At 64.3% G+C, this 17,898-nt stretch carries 16 protein-coding genes; 9 read left to right on the forward strand and 7 right to left on the reverse strand.

What is annotated here, in order from left to right:
• Window positions 1–144 precede the first annotated feature (144 nt).
• The 4 genes from ABLE71_RS09135 to ABLE71_RS09150 are packed head-to-tail and all read left to right on the forward strand — an operon-like array spanning window position 145 to window position 4,830.
• Window positions 145–1,764 carry an NAD(P)/FAD-dependent oxidoreductase gene (locus tag ABLE71_RS09135; RefSeq protein ID WP_348783021.1) on the forward strand — a complete coding sequence of 540 codons (1,620 nt, stop codon included), beginning with the start codon at window positions 145–147 and terminating at the stop codon, window positions 1,762–1,764.
• On the forward strand, window positions 1,751–3,319 hold the full coding sequence (locus ABLE71_RS09140; RefSeq protein ID WP_348783022.1) for an NAD(P)/FAD-dependent oxidoreductase: 1,569 nt from the start codon (window positions 1,751–1,753) through the stop codon (window positions 3,317–3,319). The genes ABLE71_RS09135 and ABLE71_RS09140 overlap by 14 nt, the downstream gene beginning before the upstream one ends.
• Before the next feature lie 3 nt (window positions 3,320–3,322).
• Entirely contained in the window at window positions 3,323–4,561 is a 1,239-nt protein-coding gene (locus ABLE71_RS09145; RefSeq protein ID WP_348783023.1) for an aminomethyltransferase family protein, read from the forward strand.
• A 2-nt stretch (window positions 4,562–4,563) separates the two neighbouring features.
• Window positions 4,564–4,830: a hypothetical protein gene (locus ABLE71_RS09150; protein WP_348783024.1), complete on the forward strand. Its 267-nt coding sequence runs from the start codon at window positions 4,564–4,566 to the stop codon at window positions 4,828–4,830.
• 42 nt (window positions 4,831–4,872) lie between these two features.
• Here the strand turns inward: ABLE71_RS09150 and ABLE71_RS09155 are convergent, their stop codons facing one another.
• Window positions 4,873–6,678, reverse strand: coding sequence for an ABC transporter transmembrane domain-containing protein (locus ABLE71_RS09155; protein ID WP_348783025.1), 1,806 nt, complete (start codon window positions 6,676–6,678; stop codon window positions 4,873–4,875).
• Window positions 6,679–6,877: 199 nt separating this feature from the next.
• Here ABLE71_RS09155 and rpmE point away from each other — a divergent pair, with 199 nt between their 5' ends.
• The gene (gene rpmE, locus ABLE71_RS09160; RefSeq protein WP_348783026.1) at window positions 6,878–7,099 is read left to right on the forward strand and encodes a 50S ribosomal protein L31; all 222 of its coding nucleotides are present in this window, start codon (window positions 6,878–6,880) and stop codon (window positions 7,097–7,099) included.
• A gap of 183 nt (window positions 7,100–7,282) precedes the next feature.
• Here rpmE and ABLE71_RS09165 read toward each other — a convergent pair whose 3' ends face one another.
• The 4 genes from ABLE71_RS09165 to ABLE71_RS09180 all read right to left on the reverse strand — a co-directional run bounded on the left by ABLE71_RS09165 (window position 7,283) and on the right by ABLE71_RS09180 (window position 12,546).
• Window positions 7,283–7,861: a CarD family transcriptional regulator gene (locus ABLE71_RS09165; RefSeq protein ID WP_348783027.1), complete on the reverse strand. Its 579-nt coding sequence runs from the start codon at window positions 7,859–7,861 to the stop codon at window positions 7,283–7,285.
• Between the two features lie 372 nt (window positions 7,862–8,233).
• Window positions 8,234–8,572: a ferredoxin FdxA gene (gene fdxA, locus ABLE71_RS09170; RefSeq protein WP_348783028.1), complete on the reverse strand. Its 339-nt coding sequence runs from the start codon at window positions 8,570–8,572 to the stop codon at window positions 8,234–8,236.
• A gap of 140 nt (window positions 8,573–8,712) precedes the next feature.
• Entirely contained in the window at window positions 8,713–9,096 is a 384-nt protein-coding gene (locus ABLE71_RS09175) for an RNA-binding S4 domain-containing protein (protein WP_348783029.1), read from the reverse strand.
• A gap of 3 nt (window positions 9,097–9,099) precedes the next feature.
• A complete protein-coding gene (locus ABLE71_RS09180) occupies window positions 9,100–12,546 on the reverse strand; it encodes a helicase-related protein (RefSeq protein ID WP_348783030.1) in 3,447 nt (1,148 codons plus the stop codon).
• A gap of 727 nt (window positions 12,547–13,273) precedes the next feature.
• On the opposite strand from ABLE71_RS09180, the gene aqpZ reads away from it, so the two are divergent.
• Window positions 13,274–13,963, forward strand: coding sequence for an aquaporin Z (gene aqpZ, locus ABLE71_RS09185; RefSeq protein WP_348783031.1), 690 nt, complete (start codon window positions 13,274–13,276; stop codon window positions 13,961–13,963).
• 68 nt (window positions 13,964–14,031) lie between these two features.
• On the opposite strand, the gene ABLE71_RS09190 is transcribed toward aqpZ, so the two are convergent.
• A complete protein-coding gene (locus ABLE71_RS09190) occupies window positions 14,032–14,757 on the reverse strand; it encodes a beta-ketoacyl-ACP reductase (RefSeq protein ID WP_348783032.1) in 726 nt (241 codons plus the stop codon).
• A gap of 119 nt (window positions 14,758–14,876) precedes the next feature.
• A complete protein-coding gene (locus tag ABLE71_RS09195) occupies window positions 14,877–16,058 on the reverse strand; it encodes an acetyl-CoA C-acetyltransferase (protein WP_348783033.1) in 1,182 nt (393 codons plus the stop codon).
• Window positions 16,059–16,331: 273 nt separating this feature from the next.
• On the opposite strand from ABLE71_RS09195, the gene phaR reads away from it, so the two are divergent.
• The 3 genes from phaR to ABLE71_RS09210 are packed head-to-tail and all read left to right on the forward strand — an operon-like array spanning window position 16,332 to window position 17,854.
• Window positions 16,332–16,931 (forward strand): polyhydroxyalkanoate synthesis repressor PhaR, encoded by a 600-nt coding sequence (gene phaR / locus ABLE71_RS09200; protein ID WP_348783034.1) that lies wholly within the window; start codon window positions 16,332–16,334, stop codon window positions 16,929–16,931.
• Between the two features lie 45 nt (window positions 16,932–16,976).
• Complete coding sequence (locus tag ABLE71_RS09205; protein WP_348783035.1) at window positions 16,977–17,390, forward strand: hypothetical protein; 414 nt, start codon at window positions 16,977–16,979, stop codon at window positions 17,388–17,390.
• 35 nt (window positions 17,391–17,425) lie between these two features.
• Window positions 17,426–17,854, forward strand: coding sequence for a heme-binding protein (locus ABLE71_RS09210; protein WP_348783036.1), 429 nt, complete (start codon window positions 17,426–17,428; stop codon window positions 17,852–17,854).
• Window positions 17,855–17,898 lie beyond the last annotated feature (44 nt).

Below are 17,898 nucleotides of genomic sequence, written 5' to 3' on the forward strand. Positions count from 1 at the left end.
CTTTCTTGGCCCAATCCAGCAACCAAAGCCTAACGCAGCTTGCGCAAATTGCAACTATATTTGTTGAACATTCATTCAATATGGCTGGACAAATCGCGCTTAGCCGTGTGAAATTTGGAGCGCACTGAGGCGGATCACGCAGATATGAAGACCTGGGACGCTATCGTCATCGGCGGCGGCCACAACGGGCTGGTCAACGCCTGCTATCTGCAGCGGGCGGGGCTCGACGTCGTCGTTGTCGAGAAGAACGACTGGGTCGGCGGCGCGGCGACCAGCCGCGAGCTCACGCCGGGCTTCCTCTATTCCAACTGCTCCTATGTCTGCTCGCTGTTCCGGCCCGAGATCATGCGCGACCTCGAACTGCCGCGCTTCGGGCTCCAGGTCATCGCCTATGAGGGCGGCGCCGTCTTCACGCGCGACGGCGACTATCTCGCCAACTACCGCGACCATCACGCGCATCGCCGCGAGTTCGCGCGGTTCTCGGCGCGCGACGCCGAAGCCTACGACCGCTATGCCCGCGACGTGACGCGGCAATGCCGCTTCATCCAGCCGCTCTTGATGCGCACCGCGCCCGACCCGACCAGCTTGCGTCCGCGCGACGTCGGCGAGCTGATGTTCCTGGCGAAGAAATTCTGGGACCTCGGCCCAAGGGAGATGGCGCAGACGCTGCGCTTCTGGACGATGTCGATCTCCGACTTCCTCGACGAATATTTCGAGACCGACGTCATCAAGGCGAATTTTTCCATCTCCGGCATCATCGGCACCGCGCTCGGGCCGATGTCTCCAGGCACCGCCTATGTTCTCCTCCACCACTATATGGGCGAGGTCGACGGCTCGGTCGGCGCATGGGGTTATGCGCGCGGCGGCATGGGCGCGATCACCAGGGCGCTGTCGGCAAGCTTCGAGGCGTCGGGCGGCACGATCCGCACCGGCGCCGAGGTCGATCATGTGCTCGTCAAGGACGGCAAGGCGACCGGCGTCGTGCTGGCGAACGGCGAGGAAATCTCGGCAAAACTCGTCGTCTCGAACGCCGACGTGAAGCGAACCTTCCTGAAGCTCGTCGAGGAGAAGGAACTGCCGGAAATCTTCCTGCGGCGGGTGAAAAACTTCAAGATCAGGGGGTCGTCGGGCAAGGTCAACATCGCGCTGGATTCGATGCCCGAATTCCCGGCTCTGCCCAAGGACGCGCCGTCGCTGCGCGGCGACATGCATTTCACCGATTCGGTCGAGCGCATGGAACGCGCCTATGACGACTGGAAAGCCGGCCGCTGGTCCGCCGACCCCTTCCTCGACATGATGATCCCGACCACGCTCGACCCGACCATGACGCCGCCGGGCAAGCACTTCATGAGCTGTTTCGTGCAGTATTGCCCGCCCAAGGTGGAGGGCCGCGACTGGACCGACGCCGACCGCGACGCCTTCGCCGAAACCGTCGTCTCGCAGATATCAGATTATTCGCCGGGCTTCCGCGACCGCATCATCCACATGGAGGTACGCACGCCGCGCGAGCTGGAAGCCGAGGTCGGCCTGACCGAGGGCAACATTTTCCAGGGCGAATTGACCTTCGACCAGCTGCTCTTCAACCGTCCGGTGCCGGGCTACGTGCAATACCGCTCGCCGGTCGGCGGCCTCTATATCTGCGGCTCCTCCACCCATCCGGGCGGCGGCGTCATGGGCGCACCCGGCCGCAACGCGGCCGCCGAGATACTGCGCGACCTGAAGAAACCCACGCGACACATGAGCCCGGCCCATGACGTCATATGATGTTGTCGTCATCGGCGGCGGCCACAATGGGCTCGTCTGCGCGACCGTTCTGGCAAAATCCGGCCGCAAGGTGCTGGTGCTCGAAGCCGCCTCCGAAATTGGCGGGGCTGCCCGCACCGAGGAGTTCGCGCCGGGCTTCCGCGTCTCGTCGGTTGCCCATCTGCTCAACCGTCTCCACCCGGAGGTGGTGAAAGCGCTCGAGCTGGAAAAGCATGGGCTGGGCTTCGTGCTCCCGGAGCCGATCCCGTCTATTTCTTTGTCGGCTAAGGATGGCCCGCTGACGCTTACCGGCGCATATGGCGAAGGCCTCGTCGGCGCTTCGGCTTCGGAAGCCGCCGCCTGGAAGGATTTGCGCGCGCAGCTTTTCCGCTACGCCGGCATACTGAAGCCTTTCCTGTCGCGCCGGCCGCCCGATCTCAGTGGCGGCAACTCCCTTTCGGAAACCTTCGCGCTCGGCCAGACCGCGCTGGCATTGAAGAAGCTCGGCAAGGAGGACATGCGCGACTTCCTGCGCGTCATCCTGATGAACGTCGCCGACCTGCTCGACGAACAACTGACCGACGACCGGCTGAAGGGTCTGGTCGCCTTCGACGCGGTCCTCGGCAGCCATCTCGGACCGCGCTCGCCGACCTCGCTGCTCGGCCTCTACTACCGTCTTGCAGGCGAGATCAGCGGACAGCCTGGAGCGCAGCTCGTGCCGAAAGGCGGAATGGGCGAAATCGTCGCTTCGATCGCCGCTTCCGCCGCCAAAGCGGGCGTAAACGTGCGCACGGACGCCGTTGTGAACAAAATTCGGGTCGAGAATGGGCGCGCAACCGGCGTAGTCCTTGAAAACGCCGAGGAAATTGCCGGGCGCACCATCGTGTCGGCCGCCGATCCATCCACGACCTTCCTGCATATGGTAGGACCGCGCGAACTCGACACCGGCTTCGTGCGCAAGGTGAAAAACATCAGGAATCATGGCGATGCGGCGAAGCTGCATCTCGCGCTCGACCGCCCGCCGAGGTTCCCTGGGGTCGACGATGCGGGCCATCGCGGAAGGCTCGTCATCGCGCCTTCCGCCGACCATGTCGAGCGCGCCTTCAATCCGTCGAAATACGGCGCCTTTTCGCCGGAACCCGTACTCGAGGTTACGCTTCCCTCGCTGGCCGATCCTTCGCTCGCGCCCGACGGCGCCTGCGTCCTGTCGGCGGTCGTCCAGTATGCGCCCTACAATCTGCGACAGGGCTGGGAACGCGGAAAGCCGGAATTCTTCAGGGCGATCATGGCTTTGCTGGAAAAGCACGCGCCCGGGATCGGCAAGATCACGCGCCATGTCCAGTTGCTCACCCCGCTCGACATCGAGCAGCGCTACCGCATGGCCGGGGGCCATTGGCACCACGGAGAATTGCAGGCGGATCAGATGCTGATGTCGCGCCCGGTGTTCGGTGCCGAAGGCTATTCGACACCGATTGACGGGCTATTCCTGTGCGGCGCGGGCTCGCACCCGGGCGGCGGCGTGTCCGGCGCCCCGGGCTTGAACGCCGCGCGCCGCATCCTGGCGATGAAGGGCTAAGCCATGGGAAAGGCTACGAAAAAGAGCTCCCCCTACGCCGGCCGCATCGCCGCGCGCGGCCATTTCCGCACGCTGCGTCTCGACACGCCGTTCCAGCCGCGCATCGACGCGCTGATGAAGCGTAACGACTGGTACGACTGGGGCGGCTACCGGGCGCCGAATTCCCTTTGGGATGAAGAGCTTGAGTATTTCGCCATCCGCAGCCAGGCGGCGCTGTTCGACATCTCGCCGATGGTCAAGTACCGCATCGAAGGCCCCGATTCCGAAGCGTTCCTCAACCGCGTCACCTTGCGCGATGTTGCGAAGCTGAAACCCGGCCGCGTCCACTACACCGCTTGGTGTGACGACGAAGGCCATGTGCTTGACGACGGTACGCTTTTCCGGTTGGCGGAAGACCGCTTCCGCCTGTGCTGCCAGGAGCGGCACCTGCCCTGGCTGCTCGACAGCGCGATCGGTTTCGACGTGTCGGTTGCGGAGGAAACCGAGGCGGTTGCCGGTCTGGCGCTGCAGGGGCCGACCTCTTTCGCTATCCTGCGCGAGGCGGGTTTTGCCGGCGTCGAGCACCTCAAGGTCTTCGATCTCTTCGATTTTCCGCATCAGAACGGAACCGTAACGATCTCCCGCACCGGCTTCACGGGCGATCTCGGCTACGAACTCTTCGCGCCGGCGAGCCTGGCGCTCAGCCTCTGGGACCGGCTGATGGAGGCCGGCCAGACGCGTGGCATCCGAGCCATCGGCTACACCGCGCTCAACCGTGCCCGCCTCGAAGCCGGGCTGATCGTTGCCAATGCCGATTTTTCGACGGCCGAACATGCACTTAGGGCTGACCGGGTGCGTTTGCCGGACGAGATCGGGCTCGGCTTCATGGTCGATCCGGACAAGGGCCATTTCAACGGCCGCAAGGCTATCACCGAGGCCCGCAAGAACAGGAAGCTGCGCCATATCCTCGTCGGGCTGGAGATCGAGGGCAACGTTCCCGCTGACCACGCCATCGTCTATCACCGCAAGACGAAGGAAGTCGGGCTGGTCAGCGCGGCCGGCTGGTCGCCCCTGGCGAAGCGAAACCTGGCGATTGCAAGCCTGGAACGGCCGTTCGGCGACACGGTTACCGACGATCTCTGGGTCGAGATCTACGCCATGCGTGAACTGAAATACGAGAAGCTGATGAAGCGGGCGAAAATCGTGCCGAGGCCGTTCGTCAAGCTCGACCGGCGTACCGCGAACCCGCCTGCGGACTTCTGATAATGAGCGAAATCAACGCCCAAGCCCCCGACAACGAACTCAAAGAACAGTGGGAACTGGTCAACACGCCGCTCGGTGAGCAATGGTCCGGCCGCACGCGCTATGCGGCGGCGATGTATTTCTACAAGCGCGGCGAGCTTTCGCCCGAGGTGCTCGAAGTCTACCGGCTCTGCTCGCGCCTCGACCACCAGGATCCGCTGTCGATCATGCGCGACCGCGGCATCGGCAAGGACTGGATGAAGCGCATGGGGTATCGCGCCAAGCCGTAACGGTGGGTACGCCCATCCTGCCGCCGTCAAGCGTACCGGCGGCTACTCCGCAGCGCCGCGGAAGGCGCTGGCTCCGGTCTCGAACTGCAGCTTGGCGAGACCGGCATAGAGTCCGCCCTTCGCGACTAGGCTTTCATGCGTGCCTTCCTCGACGATGCGGCCGCCGTCAATGACCAGAATGCGGTCGGCGCGAAGCACGGTTGCGAGGCGGTGCGCGATGACGATGGTCGTGCGGCCCAACATCAGCCTTTCGAGTGCGGTCTGCACCAGCGTCTCGCTGCCGGCGTCGAGCGCGGAAGTCGCTTCGTCGAGGAGCAGGATCGGCGCGTCGCGCAATATGGCGCGGGCGATCGCGATGCGCTGGCGCTGGCCTCCCGACAGCGTAACGCCGCGTTCGCCGACTTCGGTTTCGAAGCCCTTTTCCAGCCTGTCGATGAATTCGTCGGCCAGCGCGTCCTTCGCCGCCTGCTCGATCTCGGCGTCGGTAGCGCCCGGCCGGCCGTAGGCGATATTGTCCCGCGCGGTGCCGGCAAAGATGGCGACGTCCTGCGGAACGATGGCGATTCGGACGCGCAGCGCCGCGGGATCGGCGTCCCTTATGTCGACGCCGTCGATGACGACCTTTCCCGAATCCGGGTCGTAGAAGCGCAGGATGAGCGAAAAGACGGTGCTCTTGCCGGCACCCGAAGGGCCAACAATTGCAACGGTTTCGCCGGGCCTGACCTGGAAGGTGACGGCATGCAGCGCCGGCAGGTCAGGGCGGGCGGGATAGGCGAAGGTCACGTCGTCGAAGAAGATCGCGCCCTTGCCCGCGGCCGGCAAGGGTTTCGGATTGGCGGGCGGACCGATATCCGGTCGTTCGGCAAGGATTTCCGTCAGGCGTTCCGCTGCCCCGGCGGCCTGCGAGAGCTCGCCCCAGACCTCCGACAGCGCGCCCAGCGCGCCGGCGGCGAACACCGAATAGATCAGGAACTGGCCGAGCGTGCCCGGCGACATGACGCCGGTCAGAACGTCGTGCGAGCCGAACCAGAGCACCATGACGACTGACGTGAAGATCGCGAAAATGGCGAAGAAGGTGAGCGCTGCGCGTGCCAGGATTGAGGCGCGGGCGGCGTCGAAGGCTGCCTCGACCGCGCGCGAGAAGCGGCCGGTGACCAGTCCCTCATTGGTGAAGGACTGCAGCGTACGCACCGAAGAAATCTGCTCGCTGGCATAAGCGGTGGCGCCGGCCAGCGTGTCCTGCGCAGCCCTTGCCTTGCGGCGCACTGCGCGGCCGAAAGCGACCAGAGGCAGGACGACGAGCGGGATCGCCGCTATGACCAGCGCGGACAGTTTCGGGCTCGTAACGATCATCATGCCGACGGCGCCCAGCCCCAGGATGACGTTGCGCAGCGCCACCGAGGCCGTGGCGCCGACAGCCGACTTTATCTGGGTGGTATCGGCGGAGAGCCGGGACACGATCTCGCCGGAGAGGGTGGCATCGAAGAAGGCGGGCGACAGCGTGGTCACATGGGAAAAGACGTCGCGCCTGAGATCGGCCACGACCCTCTCGCCGAGCGTGATGACGAAATAGTAGCGGCAGGCGGACGCCAGTGCGAGAATGGCGGCGACCGCGATTAGGATGTAGAAATAGCTGGCAACAAAAGCGGTGTCGGCATTGGTGAAGCCGTGATCGATGAGGCGGCGCACGGCAAGCGGAAGCGTGAGCGTCGTCGTTGCGGCGACCGTCAGCGATATGAGGGCGGCGACGATGAGGCGAGGGTAGCGCAGCACATAGGGCAGGACGCGCCGCAACGGCCGCAGGGGCGGACTTGCGCGGTCATCGGCGAATGCCGCCGTCAAAGCCATTTCGTCGCGTTTCCCGGATCCAGACGTCAACCGCGGAATGCGGCCGGCGCGGCCTTGTGATTCAATTGCCGCTGATGTATAGGCTCGCCGACCGTTTTAGAAGCCGCGGCTGCCTGAATAGCTGCGGCTCTACGTTTTTCAAAAGAGACGCATCGACGCAGGCCGTACGGCCACACGGCGCGCGCAAAGGACGAGACCGATGAAAGACAAGATCCACCCCGACTACCACACCATCACGGTCGTGATGACCGACGGCACCAGCTACGAGACGCGCTCGACTTACGGCAGCGCGGGCGACACGCTGAATCTCGACATCGATCCGAACACGCATCCGGCCTGGACCGGCGGCCAGCAGAACCTGCTCGACCGTGGCGGCCGCCTGTCGAAGTTCAAGAACCGCTACGCCGGCCTGACGATGTAACCTCCGCCTGCTTGGGCGGGCGCTCCCCGAGAAATGAAAGAGGCTCCGTTTCCGGGGCCTTTTTTGCTTTTGTGAGGAAGGTGCGCCGCGCACGGTCGTCTCCCTCGGCAAAGAAAATGGCCGCGTCCCTTGGGACGCGGCCATTTTGTTTTCCGGTAGATTCCGCTGACGGGAAAACGGCGATCAGGCCGCCTCTTCCTGCTCGGCTTCCTCGTTGTCGGCCTTGGCGCCGCGCTTCGGACCCTTGGCGAGGTTCACCTCGATCAGGCGCACCGCTTCAGTCTCCGACATGCGGTTGACGGCCGCGATCTCGCGCGCCATGCGGTCGAGCGCGGCTTCGTAAAGCTGGCGCTCGGAATAGGACTGCTCCGGCTGATTGTCGGCGCGGAAGAGATCGCGCACCACCTCGGAGATAGAGATCAGGTCGCCGGAATTGATCTTTGCATCATACTCCTGCGCGCGGCGCGACCACATGGTGCGCTTCACGCGGGCGCGGCCCTGTACGACCTTCAGCGCGCGCTCGACATAATCCTCCTCGGACAGCTTGCGCATGCCGATCGAGGTCGCCTTGGCCACCGGAACCTTCAGGCGCATCTTGTCCTTCTGGAAATCGATCACGAAGAGTTCAAGCTTGTGTCCCGCCACTTCCTGCTCGTCGATCGATACGATCTGCCCAACGCCGTGCGCCGGATAGACGATGTATTCGCCGGTCTTGAAGCCGTGACGCGTCGCGGACTTCTTCTGCTGGGTGGTGGTTGCCATTACGCCCTGAACTCCTTGTTATGGCGCCGGCCGGGTAGCCGGCAAACCTGCTAAGGCGGCCCGGAAGGCCGAACCCATGCCAGTGCAAAACAGGTGAAACCCAACGGAACAGTCCAAGCCGGCATGACGCAATAAAACATCCGCCTGGCCCAGATCACCCTGGTCCGAAGTCAGTTTGCACCTTTCAATGATTAGGGCTTTCGCGCCTTGATTGACGTTTTGCCACCGGCATATCCGGTACAGCTAGCACAAAAAGTCGCAAGAATCAACAATTTGCTGCATACGCGAACGAGTCCGCCGCCATTTCCGGCGCGGACTGGTTAACGTCATATGGCGGCAAGCCAGGCCACGGGGCCAGCTTCCGTAGGGTCATCAATCGCCGTCGCCGGGCTCCGCCGAGAAGAATTTCTCGAACTTGCCCTCGACGCCGTCGAATTCCTTGGCGTCTGCCGGGGGTTCCTTCTTGGCCGTGATGTTGGGCCATTTCACGGCATATTCCGTATTGATCTCGAGCCACTTTTCAAGGCCGGATTCAGTATCCGGCTTGATCGCATCGGCGGGGCATTCCGGTTCGCAGACGCCGCAGTCTATGCACTCGTCAGGGTGGATGACGAGCATGTTCTCGCCTTCATAGAAGCAGTCGACCGGACACACCTCGATGCAGTCCATGTATTTGCATTTGATGCAATTGTCAGTCACCACATAGGTCATCGGCGGCTCCGGGATTTTTCCCGCATTTCTAAGTGTTTCGGGGTGAGTTAGACCGTTTGCAGCGGGGTTGCAAGGTTGCGGGTTGCGCGCGGCGGCCCCGACTGGGAACAGGTTTCCGCGCGGCCTGCCTGACACACCGCTCAGTCCTTGCCACGCAGCCGATCGGTCTCGCGTCGCTCCCGCTTTGTCGGGCGGCCGCTGCCGGCTTCGCGCAGCGGAGGAATGGCGTCGGCGGGAGCCTCCCCCTTCGGGACCGGGGCGGGCGACAGGTCTTCGTAGAGCGTCCTTGCCTCTTCCGCCGGTCCGCGCCGCATGCCCGGGTCCAGTACCTTGTAGATCACGATGCGGCGGTCGAGCGTGATGGTGAGAACGTCGCCGGGCTTGACCACGTCGGCTGCCTGCGACGCCTTGTCGCGATTGATGCGGACGCGTCCGGCGGCCGCCAGCTTGGCGGCGAGCGAGCGCGATTTCACCACCCGCGCAAAGAAAAGCCACTTGTCGATGCGCTGGCGGCCCTCCGCCATCGGCTACTTCTTGGGTTGGAGTTGATCGCGCAATGCTGCGAGCTTTGCGAATGGCGATAGCGGATCGACCGCTACCGGACGCTCTTCGCGCGGCCGTGACTGGAACGCCGGCTTCGCGCCACGCTCGCCGTTCGGGCCGCGCCCTTCGGACCTGCGTCCATCCTGCGGCTTGCCCTTGCGGAAATCCTGGCGTGCGCCCTCGCCTTGCGGCTTGGGCGGACCCTTGTAGCGGTCGCGGTTGAATTTGGGCTTGCCGGCGCCCTCCGCCGCGGCCCCTTCGGGGCGGCCCTGGAACGGGGGGCGGCCGTCCTGACGCTGCCGATGGGCCGGGCGCTCGCCCGTCTCCGCGCCGGCCGCAGCCGGGCCGCGGCCATGACGCGGGCGCTGGTCGTGGCGGCGCGGGCCGCCCTGACGGTCGAAGCGCGCCGGACGCCAGAGAAGGATGGGTTTTGGCTCTTCGGCGGGAGCTGCATCGGCGTCGACTGCAGCGGTTGGCTCGGCAGCCTGCGCGCCGATGGGCGCGGTGTCACCCTCGACGAGGGGAGAGATGCCCGCCTGGCTGGATGGGGTGGTTTCCTCGACGGACTCGAGGCCAATCGTTGTGGGATCCTGGGTGGAGACCGCGTCGCGCGCTTCCGAAGCAACGTCCTCCAGCGCCTTCCCTGCAAGAGGGGAGCCAGCCTCGACGGCCGGCGCTTCTTCGATGTCCGGCGTCCAGGTCGCCGCTTCGAGCGGAGCCGAATCCGGCTGCGCGCTTGCTTCCTCGGTCACCGAAATGGGAGTTTCTGCGGGGACTCCGGCCTGCTCGGCGGAGGCGGTCGCTTCGGCCTGTTCGGCGGCGGCTCCGGTTTCCGAGGACGTTGCCGCCTGGGCCTCGGCAGCGGCTCGCTCTGCCGCCTCCGCCTTTTCGGCTTCGGCCTTGGCAGCCGCCTCGCGCGCGGCCTGGTCGAGCGCTTCGAGCCTCGCCTTCACGTCGGCGGCCGGCTTCGGTTCGGCACGGTAGCCGAGACCCTTCAGGATTTCCTCCATGTCGTCGGCGTTGGCGCCGAGGATCGACATCATGGGCGCGGTCACCATGAAGGCCTGCCCGTCATAGGCTCCGTCGGGCCGCGCGCCGAGGCCCGTCTTCCAGGACAGAGCCGGACGGATGAGGTCGGCAAGCCGCTCCAGAATGTCGACGCGGACGGCGCGCCGGCCGAGCGCACGGAATCCCGCGAGCTTGTAGAAGACGCCGTCGAAGGCCGGGTCGATGACGACCGAGGTGCGGCCCGAGGCGAGCGCATGGACGACATCGCCGAAACCGGGCTTGTCCTTGCCGTCGTTCTTCAATGCCCAGAGCAGCGTGATCAAGCCGGCCGGGCCAGGCTTCACCAGCGCCGGAACAAAGATGTGGTAGGCGCCGAAGCGGACGCCCAGCCGGCGCAGAGCCGCCCTGCCCGCCTGGTCGAGCGATTTCACGTCGTCGGCGATGTCGCGCCGGTTGATCAGTCCGAATTCCTCGACGAGCCGGAAGGCAATGCCACGGCCGATGCCGGCGATCTGGTCGGCGTCCCTGAGATCGATCAGGGGCTTCAGAAGGCTCTCGATCTGGAAATTGACGAAGCGCTCGGCGCGGGCGGCGACCTTGTCGCGGGAAGGTCCCGTGAGCTGTTCGTCTGCGAGCAGGATCGTGCGGGGGCGGAGTGGATCCTCGCCCGCGGCGAGCGTGCCGATCGGCGCGCCGATCCAGCGCAGGACGCCGTCGGAGCCGAGCGCGATGTCGCCATTGGCGGAAGCCGAGAAACGATCGGCGCGCGTCTCGAACTCGGTCGCGAGCGCCTTCTGGGCAGCCGCCCTTATCGCCTTGCCGTCCTCGCCATTGGCGCTCTGATCCGCGGTGAAGCGGAAGCCCTGCAGTTCACCGACATGGTGGCCTTCGACCACCACCGTCCCGGTTGGGCTGATTTCCGCTTCAAGCATCGTATTTTCCCGGAGGCGCCGCACAAGGACGGAAGTCCTGCGATCTACAAAGCGTTTCGTCAACCGCTCATGCAGCGCATCCGACAATCTGTCCTCGATTTCGCGCGTCTTTTCCTGCCAGTGTGTCGGATCGGCAAGCCAGCCCGGCCGGTTGGACACGAAGGTCCATGTCCTGATCTGCGCGATGCGCTGCGACAGCGCGTCGATGTCGCCTTCGGCTGAATCGGCGCGGCGCACCTGTTCGGCCATGTAGGCCTCGTCGACATGGCCCTTGCGGGCGAGGTCGTCATACATGGAGGCGATCAGGTCGGCATGCTGGGCCGGTGCGATCTTGCGGTAGTCGGGCAGGGCGCATGCCTCCCACAGGAGCGCGACCCGCTCGCGTCCGACGGCGAGGTCGCGGATGACAGGATCCAGCGACAGATGTTCGAGCGCCTGCTGGTCCACCGCAGGCAGCGCCCGCGTCAGCCCTTCGACGGGCGCCGACGTCTCGATCGAGCGCTTGAGCGCTTCGAGGCTCGAGAAGTCGAAGCCGACCGTGCGCCATTGCAGCACCTTCACCGGATCGAAGTCGTGCGTCTCGATCTTCTTGACGAGTTCGTCGTCGAGCGGATCGACCTGGCCGGTCACGCCGAAGGTGCCGTCGCGCAGATGACGTCCCGCGCGGCCGGCGATCTGGCCGAGTTCGGCGGCGGAGAGATTGCGGTACTGATAGCCGTCGAACTTGCGGTTCTGCGCGAAGGCCACGTGGTCGAGGTCGAGGTTGAGCCCCATGCCGATCGCGTCGGTGGCGACGAGATAGTCGACGTCGCCCGACTGGTAGAGCGCGACCTGTGCGTTTCGGGTGCGCGGCGAGAGCGCGCCGAGCACGACGGCGGCGCCGCCGCGCTGGCGGCGGACCAGTTCGGCGATGGCGTAGACCTCGTCGGCCGAAAAGGCGACGATCGCCGAGCGGCTGGGCAGCCGGGTGAGCTTCTTCTGACCGGCATAAGCCAAATGGGAGAGGCGCGGCCGCGTCACCACCGAAATGCCTTTCAGCAGCCTTTCCAGGATGCCGCGTATTGTGGCGGCGCCGAGCAGCAGCGTCTCCTGCCGCCCGCGCAGATGCAGCAGCCGGTCGGTGAAGATGTGTCCGCGCTCGAAATCGCCGGCCAGTTGCACCTCGTCGATGGCGACGAAGGCGGCGTCGGTCTCGCGCGGCATCGCCTCGACCGTACAGACCGAATAGCGCGCGCCGGGCGGGACGATCTTTTCCTCGCCTGTGATCAGCGCAACCTTGTGTGCGCCGACCTTTTCGCAAACACGGCCGTAAACCTCGCGCGCCAGCAGCCTGAGCGGCAGTCCGATCACGCCGCTCTCATGCGCGACCATGCGCTCGATGGCGAGATGCGTCTTGCCGGTATTGGTGGGCCCGAGCACGGCGGTCACGTCGCGGCCCGACAGCACGAGCGGTCCGCGGGGCGGCTCATTCGACTTGGGATGAATGGTCATCGGATCGGAACGTGGCCTTTCTGGCTCTGCGTCTCGTTGGCGGCGATCTGCCCGCAGCGTCCGGGAGGACCTGTGAACACTTAGGGATTTGCGAGCGGGAGCGAAAGAGCAAAAGTACGCCCGAAACGGTCGCGAATTAAGTCTTGGAACGAGTCTGGAACGAATCAGCGACGAATCAGTGACTCGCCCTGATTCAGGTTTTGTTCGCCGCAAGATGTAGTCGGACTCCGTTACTCCCTCACCACATGCTGAATCGCCAAAATGACTCCGAAGTCGACTCCGTCCGGAATTGTACGACCGCGTTAACGATTGCGCAGCGGTCGATGCGCAAAGGCTCGGAGTCGAGCCAAACTTATGAAATCCTTAAGTTTTGCTGCCCGGATATGAAGCTGCCAATCCGGGCTTGGACCCCGTGGCGTTAACGATAGGCCCAAAGGCGGAACGAATCGGCGACGAATCGCTTTCGGGGAAGATTTCCCGTTCTGTTCGCCACAACATCTTGTGCCCGCTCGGGTCTCCCGGGCTATCGCCGCCGCCCGCGCGCCGACGCCTTCCCATAGGCGCGAGGTCGGCGTTAACCACTTCGTCCCGGCATGACACAGCCGGCAGAAATGCCGCGTCTGCAAAATAGCTGTGAGTTGTCCGCTCGCGGCCGCCTGCCGTGGGGAAGGTCGGTTGTCAGCACGGGCGAAGGGTGTTCACTTCGCGCGGGGCATCAGGAGGGATCATGTCTAAAAAGCTTCTTGCGGAATTTCTCGGCACGTTCTGGCTGGTGTTCGGGGGCTGCGGCAGCGCCGTACTGGCTGCGGCGTTTCCCGAACTAGGCATCGGCTTCGTTGGCGTCGCAATAGCCTTCGGCCTGACCGTGCTGACGATGGCCTACGCGGTCGGCGGAATCTCGGGCGGGCATTTCAATCCAGCCGTATCGGTCGGGTTGGCGATTGGCGGCCGCTTCGACGCCAAGGATCTGATCCCCTATGTCGTGGCGCAGGTGATCGGAGCTGTCGTGGCCTCGGCGGTGCTCTATGTCGTGGTGAGCGGCAAGGCCGATTTCGCCGGCATCGGCGGCTTCGCCACGAACGGATATGTCGACGCCTCGCCCGGCAAGTACGGACTTGCCTCCGCGTTGGTCATCGAGGTCGTGCTGACCTTCATGTTCCTGATCATCATCCTGGGCTCCACCCATGGCCGCGTGCCGGTGGGTTTTGCGCCGATCGCAATCGGACTCGCGCTGACGCTGATCCACCTGATCTCCATTCCGGTAACCAATACGTCGGTCAATCCGGCGCGTTCGACCGGCCCGGCGCTGTTCGTCGGGGGAGTCGCGCTGCAGCAGCTCTGGCTGTTCTGGGTCGCCCCGATCGTCGGCGCGGCACTCGCCGGCTTCGTCCACAAGACGCTGCTGGAGAAAGACTGACAGCAGCGGCAAGAAACGAAACGGCGCCTAACGGGCGCCGTTTCAGGCAGAGGTTTCAGGGCGCGCGCTCAGGCGAAATACTGGCCGCCGTTGGCTGATATCGTCGAGCCGGTGATGAAGCCGGCGTCGTCGGACGCCAGGAACACCACGCAGCGCGCGATTTCCTCGGGCTCGCCGAGCCGGCCGACTGGGATCTGAGGGATGATGCGCTCGTTGAGCACCTTCTCGTCGATCGCCTTGACCATCTCGGTGGCGATGTAGCCCGGGCAGATGACGTTGACGGTGATGCCCGCGCGGGCTCCCTCCTGCGCGAGAGCCTTGGTCAGGCCGATGTCGCCGGCCTTGGAGGCGGAATAGTTCGCCTGGCCCGCCTGGCCCTTCTGGCCATTGATCGAGGATATGGTGATGACGCGGCCGAACTTGCGGTCGCGCATGCCGCTCCAGACGGGGTGCGTCATATTGAAGACGCCGGAGAGGTTGGTGTCGATGACTTCCCGCCATTGCTGCGGCGTCATCTTGTGGAACATGGCGTCGCGGGTGATGCCGGCATTGTTGACCAGAATGTCGACCGGCCCGAGATCGGCCTCGACCTGTTTGATGCCGGCAGCGCAGGCATCATAATCGGCGACCGACCATTTGTAGGTCTTGATGCCGGTCTCCGCCGTGAACTTGTGCGCCGCCTCGTCGTTGCCGGCATAGTTGGCGGCGACGGTGTAGCCGGCTTTCTTCAACGCGACGGATATCGCCGCGCCTATGCCCCGCGAGCCTCCGGTGACGAGTGCGACTTTAGCCATGAATGTTCCCTCCCTGGAATTTTTGGGCAGTGGGCAATAGGCAGTTGGAGAAGACGACTACCGCCTACCCGGGTTGGGTCTTTTCCCTACTGCCTACTGCCTATTCCCGACTGCCTCGTTCAGTTCATCGCCTCGACGCACATGGCGACGCCCATGCCGCCGCCGATGCAGAGCGTGGCGAGGCCCTTCCTGGCGCCGCGGCGCTTCATCTCGTAGACCAGCGTGTTGAAGATGCGCGCGCCGGATGCGCCGACCGGATGGCCGATGGCGATGGCGCCGCCGTTGACGTTCACGATCTCGGGGTTCCAGCCCATGTCCTTGTTGACCGCGCACGCTTGTGCGGCGAAAGCCTCGTTGGCCTCGACGAGATCGAGGTCGCCGACCGACCAGCCGGCCTTTTCGAGCGCCTTGCGCGACGCGGGAATAGGTCCCGTGCCCATGATCGCCGGGTCGACGCCGGCAGTCGCCCAGGACACGATTCGCACCAGCGGGGTGACGCCGCGCCGCGAGGCCTCGGCCTCGGTCATCAGCACAACGGCGGCGGCGCCGTCATTGATGCCGGATGCGTTGGCAGCGGTCACCGTGCCCTCCTTGTCGAAGGCGGGCTTCAGCTTGGAGATGGCTTCGATCGTGGTGCCGGCGCGGATATATTCGTCCTGGTCGACGACCGTATCGCCCTTGCGGCCCTTGATCGTGACTGGGACGATCTCGTCCTTGAACTTGCCGGCCTTCTGCGCCGCCTCTGCCTTGTTCTGCGAGGCGACGGCGAAACGGTCCTGATCGTCGCGGGTAAGCTGCCACTGACGTGCGACGTTCTCGGCGGTGTTGCCCATGTGGTAGCCGTGGAAGGCGTCGGTCAGCCCGTCCTTGATCATGGTGTCGATCAGCTTCAGGTCGCCCATCTTGGTGCCGCCGCGCAGATATTGCGCGTGCGGAGCCATGGACATCGATTCCTGGCCGCCCGCGATTATGATCCTGGCATCGCCGGAGCTGATCTGCTGCATGCCGATGGCGATGGCGCGCAGGCCGGAACCGCAGAGCTGGTTGAGGCCCCAGGCAGTCGCTTCCTGCGGGATGCCGGCGCCCATGGCGGCCTGACGGGCCGGGTTCTGCCCTTGAGCGGCGGTGAGGATCTGGCCGAGGATGACCTCGTCGACTTCCTTGGGGTCAACGCCGGCACGGACAAGCGCTTCCTTGACCGCAATGGCGCCAAGTTCATGCGCGGGCGTGTTGGCAAAAGCTCCGTTGAAGGAGCCGACCGGGGTGCGGGCGGCGGCGGCTACGACGATGGAAGCGGACATGGCATTCTCCAGGTGGGTGCGGCTGAAGGCCGGATTTAGGAGCTTTCTTCCGCATTTCCATGATCCAAGTCAAACCGGAAATCAGTAATCCTCTCACGGAGAAGCGCCACGCCGATTTATGCTGCGCAGCATAATTTGCCGGCGCTGCAGCATGGCATTTATTCCGCACTGCACAAACCGCTTGGAATTGCGGCGCTTTTGGGCATATCCTGCCTGCAAGGCGCAATCGTTGCCGGGGCCGATGGGGGCTGCCGGTCTTCTGGGAGGATGTCGATGCCCGCCAAGGACGAACCGGTTGTAATCAAGAAATACGCCAACCGCCGCCTCTACAATACGGGCACCAGCACTTACGTAACGCTCGAGGACTTGGCCGAGATGGTCAAGAAGGGCGAAGAGTTCACCGTGCAGGATGCCAAGACCGGCGACGACATCACCCATCCGGTTCTGACGCAGATCATCTTCGAGCTGGAGAACAAGGAAGGGCAGAACATGCTGCCGATTCCGTTCCTGCGCCAGCTCATCTCCTTCTACGGCGACCAGATGCAGATGGTGGTGCCGAGCTTCCTCGAACAGTCGATGATCGCTTTCGCCAAGGAGCAGGAGCGCTTTCGCGAGCAGATGAAGTCGGCGATCGGCAAGTCGCCGATGGACATGATGAAGATCGCCACGCCGATCAAGGCGATCGAGGAGCAGACGCGCCGCAACATCGAGCTGTTCCAGAACGCCATGCGCCTGTTCACGCCGTTTCCGCCCGGCGGCGGTCAGGCGGCGCCCGCCGAACCCAGCCGGAAGGACAGCGAGAAGTCCGAGGAGCTTTCGGAGCTGAAGCAGCAGATCGCCGCGATGCAGCGCAAGATCGACTCGATGGGCTAGAGTCGCGAGCCTCGGTACTCTCCTCAGAGAATTGGCGCAGCAGTGGTGAAGTATACCGCCATTGAATCAGGCTTTGCGTTGGCTTGCAGCGGCAGCGACCTGTTGGAACTGCATTGGCGCAACAATGGTATTGTCGCGGATTTCATCGATCCCGAAAACGATGATCGCCTGTGGCGCGTCGTGTTCGACGATGTCGATTTTATTCGTGTTCTTGACGAGTTTTACCTGAGTACCGAGGAGCATCCCCTCGACAAGGAAGGGCTTGTTCCGCAGAATTTCGCCTACTTGGTGGAAGGAAGCAGGTTTTATAGATCTCAATCAGACATGCTTCCAACCACTCTCCCAAAGGCACGTCATTATCGGTTTGTCACGGGATGGACCTGTCTGGACGTTATCTCCATGCTAGAGCCGAAGTTCGAGATTTCGGCGAAGTCCTCTAGAAGTGTCGACACAGCCTGACGGCTGGATCGGCCTGTAGCCGAGGAGCACCGCTCATGACCGAACTCTCGCTGGCCAAGGCCAACGCCATTATCGCGGCGGCTTTCTCCAAGGCGGCCGAGCTGAAGCTGAAGCCGCTCGGCATCGTGGTGCTCGACGCGGGCGGGCACCCTGTGGCGCTGCAGCGGCAGGACGGGGCGTCGATGCTGCGCACCGAAATCGCGTCGGGCAAGGCCTATGGCGGGCTTGCTGTCGGTTCGGGCTCGCGGGCGCTGAGCAAGACGGCGGTCGACAGGCCGCATTTCGTCCAGGGCCTGTCGGGCGTATCCGGCGGCAAGATCGTGCCCGTGCCGGGCGGCGTGCTCATCAGGGCGAAGTCGGGCGCGATCCTCGGCGCCGTCGGCGTGTCGGGCGATACGTCCGACAATGACGAGGCAGTCGCCATTGCGGGCATAGAAGCTGCCGGCTTCACCGCTGAGGGGTAATTCAGACCGGCAGCGAGAGTTCATGCATTCCCCTGAAGATCGGC

It is taken from the genome of Mesorhizobium sp. KR9-304, assembly GCF_040049215.1.
Taxonomy (GTDB): Bacteria; Pseudomonadota; Alphaproteobacteria; order Rhizobiales; family Rhizobiaceae; genus Mesorhizobium_K.

Coding starts and splice junctions, on each gene's coding strand:
- ABLE71_RS09135 (WP_348783021.1), top strand. CDS start 145: ATGAAGACCTGGGACGCTATCGTCATCGGCGGCGGCCACAACGGGCTG.
- ABLE71_RS09140 (WP_348783022.1), top strand. CDS start 1,751: ATGACGTCATATGATGTTGTCGTCATCGGCGGCGGCCACAATGGGCTC.
- ABLE71_RS09145 (WP_348783023.1), top strand. CDS start 3,323: ATGGGAAAGGCTACGAAAAAGAGCTCCCCCTACGCCGGCCGCATCGCC.
- ABLE71_RS09150 (WP_348783024.1), top strand. CDS start 4,564: ATGAGCGAAATCAACGCCCAAGCCCCCGACAACGAACTCAAAGAACAG.
- ABLE71_RS09155 (WP_348783025.1), bottom strand. CDS start 6,678: ATGGCTTTGACGGCGGCATTCGCCGATGACCGCGCAAGTCCGCCCCTG.
- rpmE (WP_348783026.1), top strand. CDS start 6,878: ATGAAAGACAAGATCCACCCCGACTACCACACCATCACGGTCGTGATG.
- ABLE71_RS09165 (WP_348783027.1), bottom strand. CDS start 7,861: ATGGCAACCACCACCCAGCAGAAGAAGTCCGCGACGCGTCACGGCTTC.
- fdxA (WP_348783028.1), bottom strand. CDS start 8,572: ATGACCTATGTGGTGACTGACAATTGCATCAAATGCAAATACATGGAC.
- ABLE71_RS09175 (WP_348783029.1), bottom strand. CDS start 9,096: ATGGCGGAGGGCCGCCAGCGCATCGACAAGTGGCTTTTCTTTGCGCGG.
- ABLE71_RS09180 (WP_348783030.1), bottom strand. CDS start 12,546: ATGACCATTCATCCCAAGTCGAATGAGCCGCCCCGCGGACCGCTCGTG.
- aqpZ (WP_348783031.1), top strand. CDS start 13,274: ATGTCTAAAAAGCTTCTTGCGGAATTTCTCGGCACGTTCTGGCTGGTG.
- ABLE71_RS09190 (WP_348783032.1), bottom strand. CDS start 14,757: ATGGCTAAAGTCGCACTCGTCACCGGAGGCTCGCGGGGCATAGGCGCG.
- ABLE71_RS09195 (WP_348783033.1), bottom strand. CDS start 16,058: ATGTCCGCTTCCATCGTCGTAGCCGCCGCCGCCCGCACCCCGGTCGGC.
- phaR (WP_348783034.1), top strand. CDS start 16,332: ATGCCCGCCAAGGACGAACCGGTTGTAATCAAGAAATACGCCAACCGC.
- ABLE71_RS09210 (WP_348783036.1), top strand. CDS start 17,426: ATGACCGAACTCTCGCTGGCCAAGGCCAACGCCATTATCGCGGCGGCT.